We start from the raw sequence: 17,445 nt of genomic DNA on the forward strand, positions 1-17,445 counted from the left end.
CCGTGGCTCCGGACTTTATTTCCAGAAACGAGTCGGCATGTTCCAGGAAAACTAACAAATGCTTTGGGCTTTCAAACTAAAACAGGAGAGGTGGTTACATTTAGTCCGCTTATCTGTTATGAAGTGCTTTATCCTGATTTGGTTCGGCAAATGATGGAACATTCTCCTTCTGAATTCATTCTCAATCTCACTAATGATTCTTGGTTTGAAAGCCAAACAGAAACCAGCCAACATGCGGGGGCAGGCAGACTTAGATCTATAGAATCAGGAAGGCCTGTGGTTCGAGTCGCGGTCACTGGACTAACGACGGCTTATGATCCATGGGGAAGAGAGATGATGGGAGAATTACAAACATTCCAAAAAGCCATTGGCTATTTGGATTTACCGACAGTATTAAAGGAGAGAACCACTCCTTTTCTGCAATTTGGCGCAAGTCCCTGGCGAATCATGGCTGTTTTTCTTCTATTTTTTGTTTTTTTCCGCAGTCCACGTCGTATACTTACTCATAAAATGAAAAATGAAATTGAAATTTAGGTAAGGAAAGAAAGGCTATTCTAATATGGAATGGGAAAAAATACTTCGCGATGCAGTCAAAGAAAACTCAATTAAGGAATTGTATCTCCGAAAGGTACCTTCTTTAAAGACCTGCGAAGATTGGAATAAGGTCGTGGAAGTGGGCATGGTAGACCACAAAACGAAGTATGCTTATTATAAAGGTGGGCTAGTTAAATACGGGGAAAGATTGTTCTTTGTAACTCAAGAGCGTTTGGATGCAGTCTCTCCCTTTCGCAAATGGGATTTTAAAAACAAAATCAAGGTCACAGATCCAGAACTCACCGTCGGCGAAAAAAAGTAAGCCACGTTCTATCGAACTGGCTCGTATCTAAAAAAAAGACCAACAGCTGTTGGTCTTTTTTCATTTAAGAGATGTTTTTACAAACTACCGATTCAATCGGATGATCATGTTCAATTTTTCTGCGATGGCTATCACTTCCATCACCTTCGATTTCTCAATGATGATTCCCGTTGGACTCACTTCTTCCAATACAAACTTTTTTCCCTTAATTTGACCAAGGAGAAGTTCCATCACCTGTGAATCTTTGGTTCTGAGAAGAACCGAATCTTCGGTAATGGTTACGATTGGTAGGTTGTTACCCCAATCATCTAGCAAGAAGAGTAAGTTTTGTGCCAGCTCTGCTTTCGATGATTCACGAAGAAAATGAATAAATGTTTCTTTGTCGTAACCAAGTAGGATACCCAATTGGAAACTATCTTTCGTAAGTAAAAAAGTGTATACTCTGTCGTAATCTTTCAATTCGCAGAATGCCTTTAGCAAATGAATTCCATGTAAAGACACCCGATCAGGGAAAGCAATGATCGAGAAGTCTGGGTTAATGGTGATTCCACCTTTTTCTGTTACCGTAACAAGTGCTTCATGGTTGAAGTAATGGGCACCGAGTTCAGAAAGGCTAAGATTTCGTTGTGGGTATTCCACTTCGATGAGGCCAAAAAGTTGTAAGTAAAAAATAGCAGAGATGATCTCTTTTCGTAAATCAGCCAAATCTTCTTCATAAGTTTTGATTTGGAAGGTAGGGGAAAAAACCAGATGATCACGAATGATATGGGAAAAGATAACGGATGAGTTGATCTTTCCATGTGCCATAATGAGTTTTACAGTTTTATCCAAAATCCCCTTTTCATAAAAAGGAACTTCGGTTGCCGTAAATACTTCCGCAGGATTGAGGCGACGAGTTCTTGCTTCATTGACTTCATGAATGACAAGTTTCATGATTTCAAAGATATCTTTCTTTAGAAATTCATCTGTATCTTGAACAAGAATTACATTCTCACCTTTAATATCTACATAACCCAAAAGTTTTAAGATAGGGAGAATGAGTTCAATCTGATAAACCTGGCTCTTTTCAGGGAAAATTTCAATATCAGGAGATAAAAGTTCTGTTTCCGTTCTTTTATGATCTGCTTGTTTGATTTTTCCTGATTTCGCAAGGTTCAAACCTTTACGTGAAATATAAGAAATAAGTTTTTTTACGTTTAAGAAAAAATCAAGACCATTGGCTGAAATTTTTTCCTGACGAACTCGAGTGCCTTTTTTTACCGGAGGTAAAATAGGAGAAAACTGTAAGTGGTCTAAAATTTCTTTCGGAATGACAATGACCCGAATGAATTTATCTTCTACATAATATAAATCACGAACAAGATAAAGAGATGTTAGATGAGGAATGGTCTGTTCGAACCTACCTCGGTTCACAGTGATATAGTTGCGGATGGTATCCGCTTCAATCACACCACCGTGTATATAAATTTGGTGAAGAACATCTTTGTCAAAATCAGAAAGTTCATCGATTAACTTTTGAAGGAATTCAACATCGAGAGCATTCTTTAAGAATGTTTCAATGTGTTCGCCTTTTTTAGCACCAACAACTTCTTTCCATTCCTCAGGAAGTTCCGCAAGAGTAGATTTGTGTAAAGCCTTCTCAATCGAGAATTTAAACTTCTCACCTTTCGGATTTGTCTCTACCTTAATGAGTCTTAAGTATTCATCATAAGTATGATACTTGTCTAAATTGTTTGTTAGGCGTTCGCGATTTTTTCTTTGGTAAAGAAGGTAGTATTTGCGGAGAACATTTAGTTCCATCTCCACGTTGATAGGTGGAATGTTGACCTTTCTCGAAATTTCTCCGAGTGTCATCACCCCTTTGTTCTTTAAAATGGATGTTAGAATATTGACTTGTAAGGGGGTGAACTTTTCCAGGATCCCTTTTAGGTAAAACTCGTTCTGGAAAGTCTCCATGAGGCCCAAAATTGTCGATTTTTTGTCCTTTCCCGGGATCTTTTGGATGTTCCAAAGGCTTGCGATTTTTTTGATCTCGTTGAGATCGAGTTTCTCTAACTCTTGGTACAGGACAGTTTCTTGGCTCATGGGTGCGATTTGATAAGTTTTTGTTTGAGACCTATTCCTGCAACTCTATTTCAATTGCAGAAGCGAAGGGGATTTTCTCGTTTCCAATCCCGATTTAGGTCTCAAACTAGGGCGTATGGATTCCCTTTCTGACCTAGTTTCTTTTGGTTGGCAATCAAGCCTTCGAGTCGCTCATTCCAGTTTTGTGTTCACTTCCAAGGCAATTGGGATTCTCACCCAGCTGGCAAAGGGCAAACCCAATCATAGAGAAATTGCCATCACCCTAAGAGAAGCATTTTCCAATCTCGGAGCCACCTACATCAAATTAGGTCAATTCATTGCCAGTGCCCCTTCTCTCTTCCCCAAGGAATACGTAGAGGAAATGCAGGCCTGTTTGGACTCCGTTCGCCCCGTGGCTTTTAGGGATATTCGTTCCTCCGTAGAACGGGAATTGGGTGGAAAATTAGAATCGTTATTCCATAGTTTCGAAGAATCTCCCCTAGCCTCAGCTTCCATTGCTCAGGTCCATGCGGCCGTAACAAAAGAAGGCCTTGATGTGGTTGTCAAAGTCCAAAGGCCAGATGTCCACCTAACTTTAAAAACCGACATGCAGATCTTAGGAATCTTAACAAAAATTTTAGAGTTCATTGCCCCTGAATTTAAAAAATCCGGACTCACTGCTATGTTTGATGAGTTCCAAATTTCTATCTTACAAGAAATCGATTTTATTCAAGAAGCAAAGAATATCGAAGAGTTTGAAGAATATTTATTACGAGTAAAAGAATCAAGGGCTAGAGTTCCAAGAGTTTACCATACTCTTTCCTCTAAAAAAGTTTTAACCATGGAACGATTCTATGGTGTACCAATTACTGATGAAGCTGGACTTCGCAAGTTTACAAACAATCCAAGGAAGGTTTTAAGTGATGCCTTAGAAATTTGGTTCTCTTCTTTATCCAACCAAGGTTTTTTTCATGCAGATGTACATGCAGGGAATTTAATGATCCTAAAAGATGGAACCATAGGTTTTATCGATTTTGGAATTGTAGGAAGGATCTCTCCCAAAATATGGAAGGGGCTTATGTTATTTACCCAAGGGATTGGAATTGGTGAACCTACGTTAGTTGCACAAGGACTGGTTGAAATGGATTCTACTGATAGCGGGGTGAATCCTACAGTATTAGCGAAAGAATTAGATTCAGTTTTTAATGAATTAGAATCAGTCTATGTACATTTAGCCGACAATGAGATGTTTGACGAATCTAGGGTCAACCGAATCATGTATGACATGAAGGAAATTGCCGAAAAAAATGGATTAAAAATTCCTAGAGAATTTGCACTTCTCATGAAACAAATGTTATACTTTGATCGTTACGTAAAATCGATGGCTCCCGAAATCAATCTATTCCGCGACTCACAGAAATTTGCAATCTCCTAAGCGAAATCCATGACAATACAAGATTTAAAAATTGGAGAAACGGCAGAGATCGTTTCTTTGGATTCCAAACAACTTCCAAAACCTATGTTGACAGAGTTATTGGAACTTGGATTTTTTCCCGGTGCCGAAATCACACTCAAACACAAATCATTATTGCTTGGAAAAATGATCTGTACTTTGAGTGGAACCACCATTGCCTTACGAATCCATGATGGAAATGCAATAGAAATCAAATTAAAATAAACATGAAAGAAAACCGAATTTATTTAGTTGGAAATCCCAATTGTGGGAAATCAACACTCTTCAACCAACTCACTGGCCTAAAACAAAAAACAGGAAATTTCAGCGGAGTCACTGTAGAAAAACGAGAAGGAATCCTTACCTTGGAAGAATCCGAATGGATCATTACCGACTTACCGGGTACATATGGTCTTGGTGGGATTGCAGAAGACAAAAAAATCGCCTACGAAGTATTACTTTCTAGAAAACCAGAAGAACAAGTCATTTACGTTTTGGATGCCTTAAACTTAGAGCGGGGACTTCAGTTTTTACTTCAAATCATTGATATGGGAGTTCCCACTGTTGTGGTCCTTACCATGAAAGATGTGCTCGAAAAAAAAAGAATCCAACTGAATTTAGAAAAACTAAAAAAATCCATTGGACTCGAGTTTATTTTGGTAAATGCAAAATCAGGAGAAGGAATCGATAGCTTAAAAGAGGTTCTTAAAAACCCAAATGCTTTTCAAAAACGTCCTCGTTTATGGACTTGGGGAACAAAAGAAGAATCCTTTTTAACTACCGCGAAACAAAAACTCGGAATTACGAATAACGAAGCCGAATTCTTTTTATCACAATCTCTAAAATATCTGAACAAAGATCCACATTTGAGTGAAGAACGTTACTTCACCAAGTTTCCCGAAGAAACCAAAGATTGGTTACGATCTGTCGTAGAGGGAAAAGGATTTTCTTTTTATTACCAAGAGGAAATGATCTATCGATCTTTTTTTATTAAAAAAGTTTTGGCTGATGTGATTACTTATCCTAAATCCCTTCCTGGTAGTTGGGAAGAAAAGTTGGACCGAATCTTATTACATCCTGTCCTTGGGTTTGGTTGTTTTTTTCTTTTGATGGGAGCTCTTTTCCAGAGTTTATTTAGTTTTGCCGAACTCCCGATGGATTTAATTGAATCAGGGATCGCATCCTTACAATCGTTTGTGGAATCTTTTTTAAGCGAAGGCCTCTTAAGATCGTTAGTAACCGAAGGAATTATTGGCGGTGTGGGAAGTGTGATTGTTTTTATTCCTCAGATTGCTCTACTTTTTTTATTCATAGGAATTTTAGAAGAATCTGGGTATTTAGCACGTGCTAGTTTTTTAATGGATCGTATCATGGGGAAATTTGGCCTCTCTGGAAAATCTTTTATCCCCCTACTCTCTTCTGCAGCTTGTGCTGTTCCGGCCATCCTTGGAACAAGGACCATCGAAAACAAATCCGATCGTTTTACAACAATTATGGTGTCACCACTCGTAATGTGTTCTGCAAGATATCCAGTTTATATTCTAATTGTGGGAACAGTTTTTAGTTTTCCTCCCGTTTTTGGTATATTTAATATCCAGGGATTTGTTTTGTTCTCCATGTTTTTTTTAGGAATGGTGACTAGCTTTGGTTTTGCTTTACTCTTTCGTAAAACAGTGTTTAAAGAAGATGCATCTTATTTTGTGATGGAACTGCCACGATACAACGTGCCTTCTCTAAAAAGTTTATTTCATACAGTGTATGGGAAGGTGAAATCCTTTTTATCGACTGCAGGTCAGATCATCCTCTATATTTCTGTCCTTCTTTGGTTTTTAAGCCACTTCCCTGCAGAATATAAAAATAACGAATGGAAAACCAGTCCCATTGAAAGTTCTTATATTGGAACAATAGGAAAAGTAATGGAACCCGCCATTGAACCACTTGGTTTTGATTGGAAAATAGGGATTTCAATTATTACATCCTTTGCTGCAAGAGAAGTAATGGTCTCCACCTTAGCCGTATTATATGGTTCTGAAGAGAACGAAGAAGATGAATCTTTACGTTCCACACTTCGTACAGAAACAAGGGCAGATGGAACTCTTGTTTGGACACCACTTTCTGGACTATCACTTTTAGTATTTTTTGCATTTGCGAGCCAATGTATGTCAACTCTTGCTGTAACCAAAAAGGAAACAGGAACTATCTTTTGGCCGATCGTGCAGTTTTTATATATGACAATCCTTGCGATTAGCGTATCCTTTCTCATTTTCCAATTGGGAAAAATTTTAGGATTTTCTTAATTTGCCGACAATGAAGGAAACGAGGACAACTTGGATTTTAAAATTGGCACAACAACTCTAACTAGAAAGTCAGAACCATATTTGGTTGCTGAAATCGGCCTTAATCACAATGCCGATATGGAAATTGGGAAACGAACCATCGCCAAAGCAAAAGAGTCTGGAGCTCATGCAGTCAAATTCCAAACCTACAGGACGGAAGAGTTTATTGATCCGTCCAATCCCGATGTGAAGTTTCTTTTTGATATATTTAAACAATATGAATTAAGTGAAAGTCAACATCGAGAATTTCAAAAAACGGCCCTCGATTTAGGACTCGATTTTTTTTCTACTCCACTTTGCGAGTCCGCAGTAGACTTGTTATGTGGAATGAATGTTCCTGTTCTAAAAATTGCGTCTGGTGATATTGTCAATCTCCCCTTACTCAAAAAATCGGTCCAATCGGGAAAACCCCTCATTGTATCCACGGGGGCGGCTTTACCAGAAGAAGTAACAAGAGCCATTTCGTTTTTACAAAACAACCAAACAGAAGTTTGTTTACTTCATTGTGTTTCGATGTATCCCACTCCCCTAAATAAAGTGAACCTTCAGTCCATTCCCTTTTACTTAGATACAACAGACTATGTGGTGGGATTTAGTGACCACTCGGATGGAACTTTGGCATCCTCTGTCGCTTGTGGTTTGGGGGCCGTTGTTTTTGAGAAACATTTCACCTTAGATCGGAATTTAGAAGGGCCGGATCATGGAATTTCGATGGATCCAAACATGTTTTCTAAGCTTGCCAATGACTTAAAACAAAGTTTTGAAATGGGTGGGAAGTATGGAAAAAATACACATCCAGAAGAAACGGGTGGTTGGTTCTATGGAAGAAGGTCTTTATACAAAAAAGGAAATTCAGTTCTTAGTCTTAGGCCTGCGCTACATACAAAAGACAAAAATGTTTTGGATTCTTGGGAGATAGAGAGAGTGGGAGATCCTTCTGGACTCCCAGAAGGACCGGTTCGATTATCACCTACTTCCAAGTAGGTGATAAAACAATTTACATCTTTTGGATGATTTGTTCCAGAAGTGTCTTTAAAAAGATTGGATTTGGTGTTCCACTTTCTATTTTCCTATCATTGATGTAGAGGGAAGGAGTGGATTGAATGTTCAATTTTTCTGCTTCATCAATTTCTGCGTTCAATTGATTCTGTGCTTCTTTCGAAGCCATACATACCTTCAAAGAATTAACATTAAGGCCAATCGCATTTGCTAAATTCACAACACTAGATCCAGAGTGTGCGACACCCTTTTCTAAATTATCATAAAGCCCACGATACATTGGCTCAAACTTTCCTTGTTTGTCTGCACAAATTGCGGCAATGGCTGCCACACAAGAAGATGCATCAGGTCTTGGTTGTTGCATCAGACGGTTACAAGTTCCATCGAGCGGGAAGTTCTTATAAACCACCCGAACCATTCCATCGTATTCAGAAAGGACTGTATGTAAAATATGGCTTGTATGTAAACAATGCCCACAGTTGTAGTCTGCATATTTAACAATTGTTATGGGAGCATCTTTTTTACCAATAAACGGGGACCCTGCTACTTGAATTCCGAGAGTTGGCTCTTGGAAGTAAGTTGCGATTTTAGATTGGATTTCTTTTGAATCCATTCCTTTTGAAGTCGCTAAAGTATTCGAGTTGGATCCACTCACCCACATTTTGCTTGTAGCATATCCCAAAGAAAAACTGAAAAAATAAACGAGACCGAAAGTAGTGATTCCTTCTTTGATTGCCACAGGGAAGTTGAATGTTGGTTTTCCTTCTGTTTTCCAAAGGAGGTATAAAATACCAAGAAGGAAAATGGTCACTATATAAGTTACAAAACAAAGTTGGCAAATCGTTCCGATGATTCCCACAGAAATGCCAAACAGAACCAAATCAAAAATTAGTCCCAAAGCCAGAACAGGAAAGAGGAGAGAAATCATTTTTGAAACTTCCTCGTTTGATTTTGCTCTGATGATCAAAAAGAAAGAATAGGTAAGTAATCCATAAAACCCAAACCCAAGTAAGGCGATTGGAACATTCCCCAAAAAAGGGACTCCTGGAATTGCCGAATAAGAACTCTCTGCAACTTTTAAACAAGAGTCTCCTCCACCTAATGCAGAACATGCGGAATTGGCTATGTTTTCTGATCCAAGGCCAAAGTATTCGATTGCCAATAGGAAAGAGACAATGAGTCCAATGACTCCACCGATCACTCCTGCTAATGCTAAATTCTTACGATTCATCAATTTTCATTCCTCTTCTTACTTAGAATCCTGATACTTTCTTTTAGGTCTAATTTTCCTTCATAAATGGCCTTTCCAGTGATGGCTCCAAAGAGCTTACCCCCTGAGGTTTCATACAAATCTACTAAATCCTGTGTTGAGGAGACCCCACCCGATGCCACAAGTTGCAAATCGGGAAACAGGGACAACAACTCCAAATACACAGCAATGTTTGGTCCTGCCATCATCCCATCTTTGGCTATGTCAGTAAAGATCACATGGCGGATCCCCATTCCATACATCGACTTTAAAAATTCAGTGTATTTGATTCCAGAGTTGGTTTCCCAACCTTTGGTTCGGACAAGTCCGTCTTTGGCATCCACACCGATCACAATGCGATCCGGGCCATAACTTCTTAAGCCCTCTTCCACAACTTTTGGATCTTCTATAGCGACGGTTCCCAAAATAAATCGAGAGACCCCAAGTCCATCATAGAATTTCATATTTTCTAAAGAACGAATCCCGCCACCTAACTCTAGTTCCACAGAGCATTTGTCTTTGATTTTACGGATGGCTTTCTCATTTTCCGACTTACCGGTTTTGGCTGCGTTTAAGTCCACGATGTGGATCAGAGTGGCACCTTGTTCTTCAAATACTTGGATCATCTTCTCGGGTTCAGAAGAATACACCGTTTTTTTGGAATAATCCCCTTGGAGTAAACGGACAGCTTCGTTATCTAAAAGATCTATAGCAGGTAATACTAACATATTAAAGTTCTATAAAATTTTTCAGGATTCCAAGCCCTGTTGTATCCGATTTTTCAGGATGGAACTGGGTTCCAAATACAGTTTCTTTTTCCACAACCGCAGGAAAAGATTCCCCATAATAATGACAGTTAGCTGTAATATCCAACCTGTCTACACCCACTGGCCGGTAGGAATGGATAAAGTACATAAAGGATTCGTTGGGAATTCCTTTGAGTAATTTTGTATTTTTAGATTTGATATCGAAAAGTTTGTTCCAACCCATATGAGGAACTTTGAGGTTTTGTTTTCCTTCAAACTTTCTAATTTTTCCACGAATAAGACCAAGGCCAGGAATGGTTGTTCCCGTTTTCGAAGTTTCATCAGAATCTTCAAATAACACTTGATAACCGATACAAATTCCAAGCAATGATTTTTTAGCTTCCACATGTTCCTTTAAAACAGAAGAAAAACCTGCTTCGTTTAAATTCTGCATGGCTTTGTCAAAATGCCCATCTCCAGGCAAAATGATTTTATCTGCTTTTTTAATTGTTTCTATATCACTTGTAAATTGGAAGTCACTTGTGTACAAAGAAACAGCCTTCAGTAAGGAATGGATATTCCCCATTCCAAAATCTAAAACTGCAATCACTCCAACATTCCTTTGGTAGAAGGAATTTGATCTTTTGCCACACTATCAATCGCAATCGCTTGACGAAGAGCCTTACCCAGTCCCTTAAAAATAGATTCATGGATGTGGTGGCGGTTTTCCCCGTAGTGCACGACTACGTGTAAATTCATTTTGGCATTGAGAGCAAATTTCTGAAGGAATTCGAGCGTGAGTTCTGCATCATAAATTCCAAATTTCCCATCAATTGGTGGGCCCGTGTATTTAAAGTAAAACCTTCCACCAAGATCCACAGCCACGGTTGTCAATACTTCATCCATAGGCAAAGTGAAATGACCGTAACGAAAGATTCCTTTTTTGTCACCTAACTGGTTGTGAATCATTTGGCCCATAAGGATGGCGGTGTCTTCCACCGAATGGTGGCAATCGATTCCTATATCTCCTCTGAGTTTGAGGTCCATATCAATGAGACCATGTTTGGAAATATGAGAGAGCATATGCTCAAAAAACGGGATTTCTGTATCAAACTGGTAGACCCCGGTTCCTCGGACGTTTAGGTCGAGCCGGATGTCTGTTTCGGATGTCTTTCTTGATTCCACCATATTCCTAGCATGTTTGGTAGAAAACCCAGGTGTCAAGAGAGAATGTGGGGAGATTTATGAGGCGAGACTTAAGACTCCGGCCAAATCATACCCAATAAACACCCAAAAAAAATAAACCATAGCAATGACGGAAAAAATAAGAATGCGTTTCCAATGTTCCTGCAAAAAAATCCCTCTATAGAAACCAACAACTCAGGTAAGGATTTTTCTCAGTTTTTTTAGGGAAATCCTATGGATTTTAAAGGGGAAATCAAAGGCAAATTTTATTTCCCAAAACGTTGGTTGAACATACGTACAAGCTCCGAAATGGAATCTTCTACGTACTTAAAGTGTTTGGGTTTCATAGGATCCAAAGGCATCATATCATGAATTTTTTTATAACGGTCAAAAGACTCACGAACATATTCCAAATACTTCTGACTCGTAATTCCATACCGTTTGAATATAGATTCGTTCTCTAGGAACATCCTCTTAAAATCATCCGCATAGGTTCCATCATTTAGGAAATAGAAACGAAGGTCAGTTTTTGCCTGCGAAAAGGCAATGTCGATATTGGTAATGAATTTCGAGGTTTTAGCAGTGTCTGGACTTGTTTCTGGACTCTGCGCCGACAACTTAGCGGCTGCTTGTTCGATCGCTCTTTGTTCCGAATTACGTTTTTCTTTTTCGAATTCTTTTGCTAATTTTTCGCGTTTGAGAACCTCTTCTACAGAGGATTTCTTGTCTACAGGCATGATTTCATTATCCCCATCTTAAGAGACTGTCAAGAAATTAGACGAAAAATTATTCTTTTGCCTTTCGTAAGGCACAATTTACCAACCACTCACAACGCAAACAAATCGGATCCTCGGTGTTATACGTAGGCGGCGGGCAAATATTCGCATTCTCCACTTGCATTCCTTGTAAATAATTTATTACCGATGGCAGGTCTTTTTTAGAATGAATCTGACTGAGCACGTTTTCATTGAATTTTTTCTGATCGAGAAAAAGATCCTCCACCGCTGCCGGTTTGGCTTTGGATTGGATTTTTGTTTCTCTAGGAGCTTCCCATTCCAAACCTGGAATGTAAGGGAGACTTCCTGGTTTGATTTGTTTTTGGAAAATTTTGTAAAGGAGTAAAGCCGTAAGTGCCCCACCCAAATGGCAGGTATTAGAAATGGCCCCATTCCCAATTTGAGAAATCAGGTATCCAATCACAAGAGAAACCCAAACCGCATTTTTTGCTTTCACTGGAAAAATAAATAAAAGCAATTCCGCATTGGGATAAAATATACCAAAGAGAGCGAGCAGCCCAAATAGAGCGCCAGACGCACCGATGGTTTGTGTGGTCATCGATTCTAAAATAGGAATATTCCCACCGAGCAGTTCGTTCAGATAAGCAGAGAGAACCACAAAAATTCCTGCCCCAATTTGAGACGCAAAATACAAAATGGTAAATTTAGTTTTTCCGATGATAGGAATGATGTTTGTTCCTAACATGTACATCCCATACATATTCACAAGTAAGTGAAATGGAATGAGTTCTACCGCATGTAAAAAACCATAAGTGAATACTTGCCAAATGGCACCACCTAACACAAAATCAGGTGTTAATCCAAATCGATAAATTAACTGTTGGTTTGCAAAGTATTGAAGGAAAAAAATAAGACAATTGATTATGAGAATTACATTCAGGGGATGAAGGATGGGATTCCCAAATAAACTAGGACTCTGGCCTCGGTTTCTAGACATGTAACCTCCAGGATTTAGATGGCTTGGAAAGAAACAAGGGAAATAAAAAAAGGGGGAATCCTTTCGGAAAGCCCCCCCGGGAGTGACTTAAGGTAAAATCAGGCAACAGACCCTACCTTGATTATCAATCATTTCTACCATCGGAATTCCGATGCAGGGGCTTAATAGATAGGGGAAAAAATTTAGGCGATTTTTGAGAGGGAATACAAAGCTTCTCTGTTCAGAATATCAATGCGGTTTTTGTCTACGGAAATGAATTCCCGAGCTTTGAGATCCGAAAGAGCACGAACCAATGTTTCGGTTTTGGTTCCAATAAAGGTCGCGAGGACATCACGAGTCACTTTCAGCTCCACTTGGTTTTTACGACCTTGGGCATTGTCTAAAACGATGAGAATTTCTGCTAATTTTTCGTGGACCTGTTTAGTTCCTAGAGAAACCACATGTTCCTCCATTTCCTGCCATTCCTTTGCCATTTGACGGAAGACTTCTTTTTGGAAGTTGATATCATCCGCCACTAAGGCTTCGATAAGCGCACCTGTGATGTAACAGGCGTGGGTGTCTTCCACAGCGACTACATTATGATGAGAAATAGATTCGGAAATACAATCCCTAAATCCGACCCAGTCTCCCGGTCCACTGAGACGTAAGGTTTGTTCTTTTCCGCTGGCGAGTTGGACATAACTGCGAACAAGACCAGTCTTGATAAAGAAAAAGCCATCTGCTTTGACCCCGGAAGTCACTAAGTGCTTTCCCCTAGGAAAGATAGTAAAGTCCTTCCCTTCATTGATCCTTTCTATGGTTTCATGTGCAGCACAGTGCAAAACATTGTGATTTTTATAATCACAAGCAAAACAGTCAGGATTGAGCGGAAGTTCAGCCATTCAGTTTTGATGTAACCTCTTAAAAAATCCTTGTCGAGTCATAAATTTAGAAACTTTCTAAATTTTTTATTTGCCGGTAAACTTTGGTTCCCGCTTTTCTAAGATACTTTTTATCGTCTCCTTAAAGTCGTCTGAAATAAAGTTTCGTGCTTGAGATTCTGCTTCTTTTTTTAGAGCACCATCGAGCTGTTTCCAGGAATATAAATTTTTCTTTAACTCTTGTAAGGCGAGAGGTGCTGCTTTAGATAATGATAAGGCAAGTTCCATAGCACGAGAATACACTTCTGTTTTAGGAACACTGTCAAGGGCTAGGCCACAAGTTTTTGCAAACTTACCATCAAATGTTTCTCCAGTAAGTAAAAGCCTTCCCCCCAAACTTTTCCCAAGTAGTTCTGGGGAAAGAAAACTAGAACCCATACCTGGATGAATTCCAAGTCTTACAAAATTAAAAGAATACTTACCTTCTTCAGCAAAAATTCTTAAATCACAACCAAAGGTTAAGGAAAGACCGGCTCCAATGGCATGTCCATTGACGGCTGCAATGACAGGAACAGGTAATTTGCGAACAGATAAAAAGAAACCGTAGAACTTTCTCATATCACGTCTGTTTTGCGAGAACGATTTCTCAGAAAAAGATCGTAACAAATTTAAGTCACCACCGGCGCAAAACACATCGCTACGTCCAGAGATGATTACAGCCCGCGGTAGGACTTTTTCTTTTTTAATGGAATGGATAAGGTCTGCGAATTCTTCCCCCATTTTCCAGGTCATGGAATTGCGGGAAGTAGGATTGTTTAAGAAGATGGAAACGATTTTTCCATCTTCAGTTTCACGGGATTCAATTTCTAGGAATTCATACTCTTTGGATTCAAATCGCGATTTCATCTATCTGAAAGGATTCGTACCAGGCTTTATCTTGTAAAGATAAAGGTTTGTTCCCGATCTCCATATTTTCAAAGTAGTTGAGTAGGATTTCTAGGTGTTGGGTTTCCAAATTTTGGTTCGGAAGTGCGGCATCGATCCCTTTACTCACCAAAACTTCTGCTCTAATTTTGTCTTTATAATGATCCGGTTTTCCACTAAAGATCAAATGAGCAGAGATTAGGTCAAAACGGATGGTATCTACGATTCTCTGGAGTGACTCTTCTGATTCTAAAAAATAACGCGAGGCCACTTCCGTTTGGAAATAATCGCCCCAAGTGATGAGATCAGGAATTGATCCTGTCCGTTCCAAAATTTTCTTTTGTGTATCCTCGTCTGTATATAAGGAACCAGCAAATCGTTCCACAATGGTATGCAATTCGGTTAGGATGGCTAATTTCTCCGGACTGAGAAGCCCTTGTCGGATCATCGGCATAAGTTCAGGATTTACATGTTTTGGGAGAGTTAGTTCCATATACTTCCCATTTCGGCGAATTCTGTAGTTTCCTAGCACATTTTCCTCACTCGAAAATCGATTTTCGCCCCAAAGAAATCGATAATTCTAGTATGGCGATCGGCAGAACAGATTCGATGCAGGAACTCATAACGATCTTAGAATCGTTATTTGAAGAAACCATCATTGGATCAGACGTCAATATCGTAAAACACCTATTTTACTACCTGAAAGCCGATAACAGAGAATTTGAATTTATCTACGAAGAAGACATTCTTGTCGCAGCAGTCGAAGAAATCGAATCACATACAGTCACTCTTTTGATTCCTGATTTAGTGGAAAAAGGGTCAAGGCGGGCCCGGGTCCGTTTTGAAGTCATGAATATCAACTATCAGTTTGAGGTTGTGATTCTCGATATCCAAAAAGAAAAAACCGTAATCAAAACTCCCACTGAGTTACAGTCCTACCAATTAAGAACAAACAAACGGATTCCTGTAGACGATTTGTTTATGAACTTTATTATTTTATTTAGAAGTTTAACTGGTGGATCGCGTGAAGTGGGAAAAAACCTCTATGCGGAAAGCCGATTCCCTCACCTAATGAAAGAAGTACGAAAGGATAGACCGGATAGCAAACTTATCAATGTAATGTTAACGGAGGCTATCGAACGAATTTCCAAAGACTATGAAATTCATTTTTTTCAACCAGAGGAAAAACTAAATGAATACGAAGACTTTATAAAAAAAACCATCTTGCGAACTGGGAAATCAATTTATATCCCCGACTGCAATCGTATTACCTCTTATATCAATGACGCACAAGATGATGTTCTTTTTAACTACCATAACGAACACAAAGATATGATAAAGGAATTTGGGGAAGAGTTTGCTCTGGATTTTTTTGAATCCATGCGTAAACATGAATCTAGAGACTTTTATGTTTCTTATGTAATCACACCCATTCGATTGTATGAGGATGTGGTTGGATTCATTAAAGTGTATTCCACTGCCATGGAACGGTTTACCATCTCCCAAAACCAAGCAGTCTATATTTTTGAGTTAGCAGAAATCATCAGCTATGTGTTCACAAAAATCGCCATCCAACATGGAAGTTATGAAACCATGCAATCGACTACCAAGGTAGTGGATATCTCTCTCGATGGTCTTTTATTTGAAATTTATGACAAACGTCTGTTTCAGTATTTGAAACGACACAATATCATCAAAATGTTTATCCCATTAAACAAAGAACGTACCATGATCATCCGTGGGGAAATCATTCGATTTTTAGACAAAGGGGACCATTACCACCTTGGGGTAAACTATTTCAGTTCGGCCCCAGACGATATGTTACATTTAGAGTCTTATCTTTTTGAAAAGAGTATGAAAATTCTCTCAGAATGATCCAGATCCCGATTGTTTTTCTGCCAACCGAATCGCATTTAATAAATCTTCTGATAAAGTAGTTTCCCCAGTATAGTAGAGGCGTAACAACTTTCCGTGTTCTACAAGTTTGTCTCTGTATTCAGTTTCTTTGATAGAACCGCGAGTTTCTTTCCATTTCAGGTGATAGAACTCACAAGCCAATTTATGAAGGTAATAATCAGACTTTCTTAAAGAGTATGCTTTCTTTAGATATTCTTCCGAACGTTCTGCCCATTCCTCTCTTTTTTTCCTGCCATCAACACCAGTATCTGCCATATTAGAATGAAGAAGATTCAAAAAAGATGTTTCAAAACTATACAACCAAACTTCATAATTTTTTGGATAAAGATTACGAGCTTCTTTTGCCACTTGAGGCATAAGATCCAATTGTTTTTTATTCTCTTTCCCTTCTACTTTGAAATAGAAAGTCAAAAATCGCATATAATCTAAAAGAAATAACAATCGTTCTTGGGCATTAGAAAATCGTTCCCTGTTTTTCCAAGCCATCGAATATTCGAATGCCGTAGACACATACCCTTCTCCGTCTTTCCAATGAGCTTTCCCAAGCGCATAATGAGAATCAGGGGAACCTTGGTCAAGAGATACCGAATGTTTGTACATTCGGAGAGCTTCATCCATTTGACCTTTCGCAAAATAATGATCCCCTTGTTTTTTGGCCATAAAGGCTTCGTCGTATTTGGTTGTGTCAAGTAACCTAGCGGCAGTTACTGGACGATCTTCAATCAAACGAAGATATCCTTCCCCGCGGACCTGCCATCCAAAAAAAGTAGTTTGGTATACGGATTTTACAGTAATCATCCCCACAATATTTCCATCTCGGAATGTTTTGTGGTCTTGGTTCTTTTCTAGTAAGTATAAAATTTGTCCGACGCGAATTCCCTTAGGATCTGCGACTTTGATTGTGACCGTATCGGGTCTTGTATCCACTTCCAATTCTTGGGAAAGTGTATCTACTTCATAATAACTAGCTTTTTCGATTCCGACAACCTCACCCACAACAATCATTCGGAGCGGGTCAAGAGAGGCTTGGCTACGGAAGGCAAAGGCCATTCGATCCGAAGAGGACTGTGCAAAGGTAACCGTCACAAGAAATGTGCTGAGTAGAAAGAAACGGAACATCTA

The 17,445-nt window shown here is 39.1% G+C and carries 18 protein-coding genes; 7 read left to right on the forward strand and 11 right to left on the reverse strand.

The annotated features are described in order from the left end of the window. Both JWG40_RS17290 and JWG40_RS17295 read left to right on the forward strand, forming a co-directional pair. On the forward strand, positions 1–534 hold a 534-nt coding region (locus tag JWG40_RS17290; RefSeq protein WP_332471001.1), incomplete at its 5' end, for a nitrilase-related carbon-nitrogen hydrolase. Positions 535–559: 25 nt separating this feature from the next. Continuing rightward, positions 560–856, forward strand: coding sequence for a hypothetical protein (locus JWG40_RS17295; protein WP_002975054.1), 297 nt, complete (start codon positions 560–562; stop codon positions 854–856). Between the two features lie 84 nt (positions 857–940). Here JWG40_RS17295 and JWG40_RS17300 read toward each other — a convergent pair whose 3' ends face one another. After that, on the reverse strand, positions 941–2,941 hold the full coding sequence (locus JWG40_RS17300; protein ID WP_205287020.1) for a helicase: 2,001 nt from the start codon (positions 2,939–2,941) through the stop codon (positions 941–943). A gap of 115 nt (positions 2,942–3,056) precedes the next feature. On the opposite strand from JWG40_RS17300, the gene JWG40_RS17305 reads away from it, so the two are divergent. The 4 genes from JWG40_RS17305 to JWG40_RS17320 are packed head-to-tail and all read left to right on the forward strand — an operon-like array spanning position 3,057 to position 7,693. Beyond that, positions 3,057–4,355, forward strand: coding sequence for an ABC1 kinase family protein (locus JWG40_RS17305; RefSeq protein WP_205287021.1), 1,299 nt, complete (start codon positions 3,057–3,059; stop codon positions 4,353–4,355). A gap of 9 nt (positions 4,356–4,364) precedes the next feature. Then, positions 4,365–4,598: a FeoA family protein gene (locus JWG40_RS17310; RefSeq protein WP_205287022.1), complete on the forward strand. Its 234-nt coding sequence runs from the start codon at positions 4,365–4,367 to the stop codon at positions 4,596–4,598. Between the two features lie 2 nt (positions 4,599–4,600). Next, positions 4,601–6,670: a ferrous iron transport protein B gene (gene feoB / locus JWG40_RS17315; protein WP_205287023.1), complete on the forward strand. Its 2,070-nt coding sequence runs from the start codon at positions 4,601–4,603 to the stop codon at positions 6,668–6,670. A 30-nt stretch (positions 6,671–6,700) separates the two neighbouring features. Next, positions 6,701–7,693, forward strand: coding sequence for an N-acetylneuraminate synthase family protein (locus tag JWG40_RS17320; RefSeq protein WP_205287024.1), 993 nt, complete (start codon positions 6,701–6,703; stop codon positions 7,691–7,693). Positions 7,694–7,706: 13 nt separating this feature from the next. Here the strand turns inward: JWG40_RS17320 and JWG40_RS17325 are convergent, their stop codons facing one another. The 9 genes from JWG40_RS17325 to JWG40_RS17365 form a co-directional block, all read right to left on the reverse strand. Next, positions 7,707–8,939, reverse strand: a complete 1,233-nt coding sequence (locus tag JWG40_RS17325; protein WP_205287025.1) for a vitamin K epoxide reductase/DsbA family protein — start codon at positions 8,937–8,939, stop codon at positions 7,707–7,709. Beyond that, the gene (gene hisA, locus JWG40_RS17330) at positions 8,939–9,685 is read right to left on the reverse strand and encodes a 1-(5-phosphoribosyl)-5-[(5-phosphoribosylamino)methylideneamino]imidazole-4-carboxamide isomerase (protein ID WP_205287026.1); all 747 of its coding nucleotides are present in this window, start codon (positions 9,683–9,685) and stop codon (positions 8,939–8,941) included. Before hisA ends, JWG40_RS17325 begins: the two co-directional genes overlap by 1 nt. A gap of 1 nt (position 9,686) precedes the next feature. Beyond that, the gene (hisH, locus tag JWG40_RS17335; RefSeq protein ID WP_205287027.1) at positions 9,687–10,313 is read right to left on the reverse strand and encodes an imidazole glycerol phosphate synthase subunit HisH; all 627 of its coding nucleotides are present in this window, start codon (positions 10,311–10,313) and stop codon (positions 9,687–9,689) included. Further along, positions 10,310–10,891, reverse strand: coding sequence for an imidazoleglycerol-phosphate dehydratase HisB (gene hisB / locus JWG40_RS17340; RefSeq protein ID WP_205287028.1), 582 nt, complete (start codon positions 10,889–10,891; stop codon positions 10,310–10,312). Before hisB ends, hisH begins: the two co-directional genes overlap by 4 nt. Before the next feature lie 263 nt (positions 10,892–11,154). After that, positions 11,155–11,625, reverse strand: a complete 471-nt coding sequence (locus tag JWG40_RS17345) for an LIC11177 family protein (RefSeq protein WP_205287029.1) — start codon at positions 11,623–11,625, stop codon at positions 11,155–11,157. A 49-nt stretch (positions 11,626–11,674) separates the two neighbouring features. Beyond that, entirely contained in the window at positions 11,675–12,622 is a 948-nt protein-coding gene (locus JWG40_RS17350; RefSeq protein ID WP_205287030.1) for a rhomboid family intramembrane serine protease, read from the reverse strand. A gap of 182 nt (positions 12,623–12,804) precedes the next feature. Further along, positions 12,805–13,503: a Crp/Fnr family transcriptional regulator gene (locus JWG40_RS17355; RefSeq protein ID WP_205287031.1), complete on the reverse strand. Its 699-nt coding sequence runs from the start codon at positions 13,501–13,503 to the stop codon at positions 12,805–12,807. 66 nt (positions 13,504–13,569) lie between these two features. Further along, positions 13,570–14,388 (reverse strand): enoyl-CoA hydratase/isomerase family protein, encoded by an 819-nt coding sequence (locus JWG40_RS17360; protein ID WP_205287032.1) that lies wholly within the window; start codon positions 14,386–14,388, stop codon positions 13,570–13,572. Next, positions 14,372–14,899 carry a hypothetical protein gene (locus tag JWG40_RS17365; protein ID WP_205287033.1) on the reverse strand — a complete coding sequence of 176 codons (528 nt, stop codon included), beginning with the start codon at positions 14,897–14,899 and terminating at the stop codon, positions 14,372–14,374. The genes JWG40_RS17360 and JWG40_RS17365 overlap by 17 nt, the downstream gene beginning before the upstream one ends. A 92-nt stretch (positions 14,900–14,991) precedes the next feature. Between JWG40_RS17365 and JWG40_RS17370 the strand changes: the two genes are divergently transcribed. Continuing rightward, on the forward strand, positions 14,992–16,281 hold the full coding sequence (locus tag JWG40_RS17370; RefSeq protein ID WP_205287034.1) for a PilZ domain-containing protein: 1,290 nt from the start codon (positions 14,992–14,994) through the stop codon (positions 16,279–16,281). Here JWG40_RS17370 and JWG40_RS17375 read toward each other — a convergent pair. Then, positions 16,273–17,442: a tetratricopeptide repeat protein gene (locus JWG40_RS17375; protein ID WP_205287035.1), complete on the reverse strand. Its 1,170-nt coding sequence runs from the start codon at positions 17,440–17,442 to the stop codon at positions 16,273–16,275. The genes JWG40_RS17370 and JWG40_RS17375 overlap by 9 nt on opposite strands. Positions 17,443–17,445: the final 3 nt, after the last annotated feature.

Origin of the sequence: Leptospira abararensis, assembly GCF_016918735.1 — a bacterium.
GTDB classification, from domain to species: domain Bacteria; phylum Spirochaetota; class Leptospiria; order Leptospirales; family Leptospiraceae; genus Leptospira_A; species Leptospira_A abararensis.

Coding starts and splice junctions, on each gene's coding strand:
- feoB (WP_205287023.1), top strand. CDS start 4,601: ATGAAAGAAAACCGAATTTATTTAGTTGGAAATCCCAATTGTGGGAAA.
- JWG40_RS17375 (WP_205287035.1), bottom strand. CDS start 17,442: ATGTTCCGTTTCTTTCTACTCAGCACATTTCTTGTGACGGTTACCTTT.
- hisB (WP_205287028.1), bottom strand. CDS start 10,891: ATGGTGGAATCAAGAAAGACATCCGAAACAGACATCCGGCTCGACCTA.
- JWG40_RS17295 (WP_002975054.1), top strand. CDS start 560: ATGGAATGGGAAAAAATACTTCGCGATGCAGTCAAAGAAAACTCAATT.
- hisA (WP_205287026.1), bottom strand. CDS start 9,685: ATGTTAGTATTACCTGCTATAGATCTTTTAGATAACGAAGCTGTCCGT.
- JWG40_RS17300 (WP_205287020.1), bottom strand. CDS start 2,941: ATGAGCCAAGAAACTGTCCTGTACCAAGAGTTAGAGAAACTCGATCTC.
- JWG40_RS17360 (WP_205287032.1), bottom strand. CDS start 14,388: ATGAAATCGCGATTTGAATCCAAAGAGTATGAATTCCTAGAAATTGAA.
- JWG40_RS17355 (WP_205287031.1), bottom strand. CDS start 13,503: ATGGCTGAACTTCCGCTCAATCCTGACTGTTTTGCTTGTGATTATAAA.
- JWG40_RS17310 (WP_205287022.1), top strand. CDS start 4,365: ATGACAATACAAGATTTAAAAATTGGAGAAACGGCAGAGATCGTTTCT.
- JWG40_RS17370 (WP_205287034.1), top strand. CDS start 14,992: ATGGCGATCGGCAGAACAGATTCGATGCAGGAACTCATAACGATCTTA.
- JWG40_RS17325 (WP_205287025.1), bottom strand. CDS start 8,939: ATGAATCGTAAGAATTTAGCATTAGCAGGAGTGATCGGTGGAGTCATT.
- JWG40_RS17350 (WP_205287030.1), bottom strand. CDS start 12,622: ATGTCTAGAAACCGAGGCCAGAGTCCTAGTTTATTTGGGAATCCCATC.
- JWG40_RS17365 (WP_205287033.1), bottom strand. CDS start 14,899: ATGGAACTAACTCTCCCAAAACATGTAAATCCTGAACTTATGCCGATG.
- JWG40_RS17345 (WP_205287029.1), bottom strand. CDS start 11,625: ATGCCTGTAGACAAGAAATCCTCTGTAGAAGAGGTTCTCAAACGCGAA.
- JWG40_RS17305 (WP_205287021.1), top strand. CDS start 3,057: ATGGATTCCCTTTCTGACCTAGTTTCTTTTGGTTGGCAATCAAGCCTT.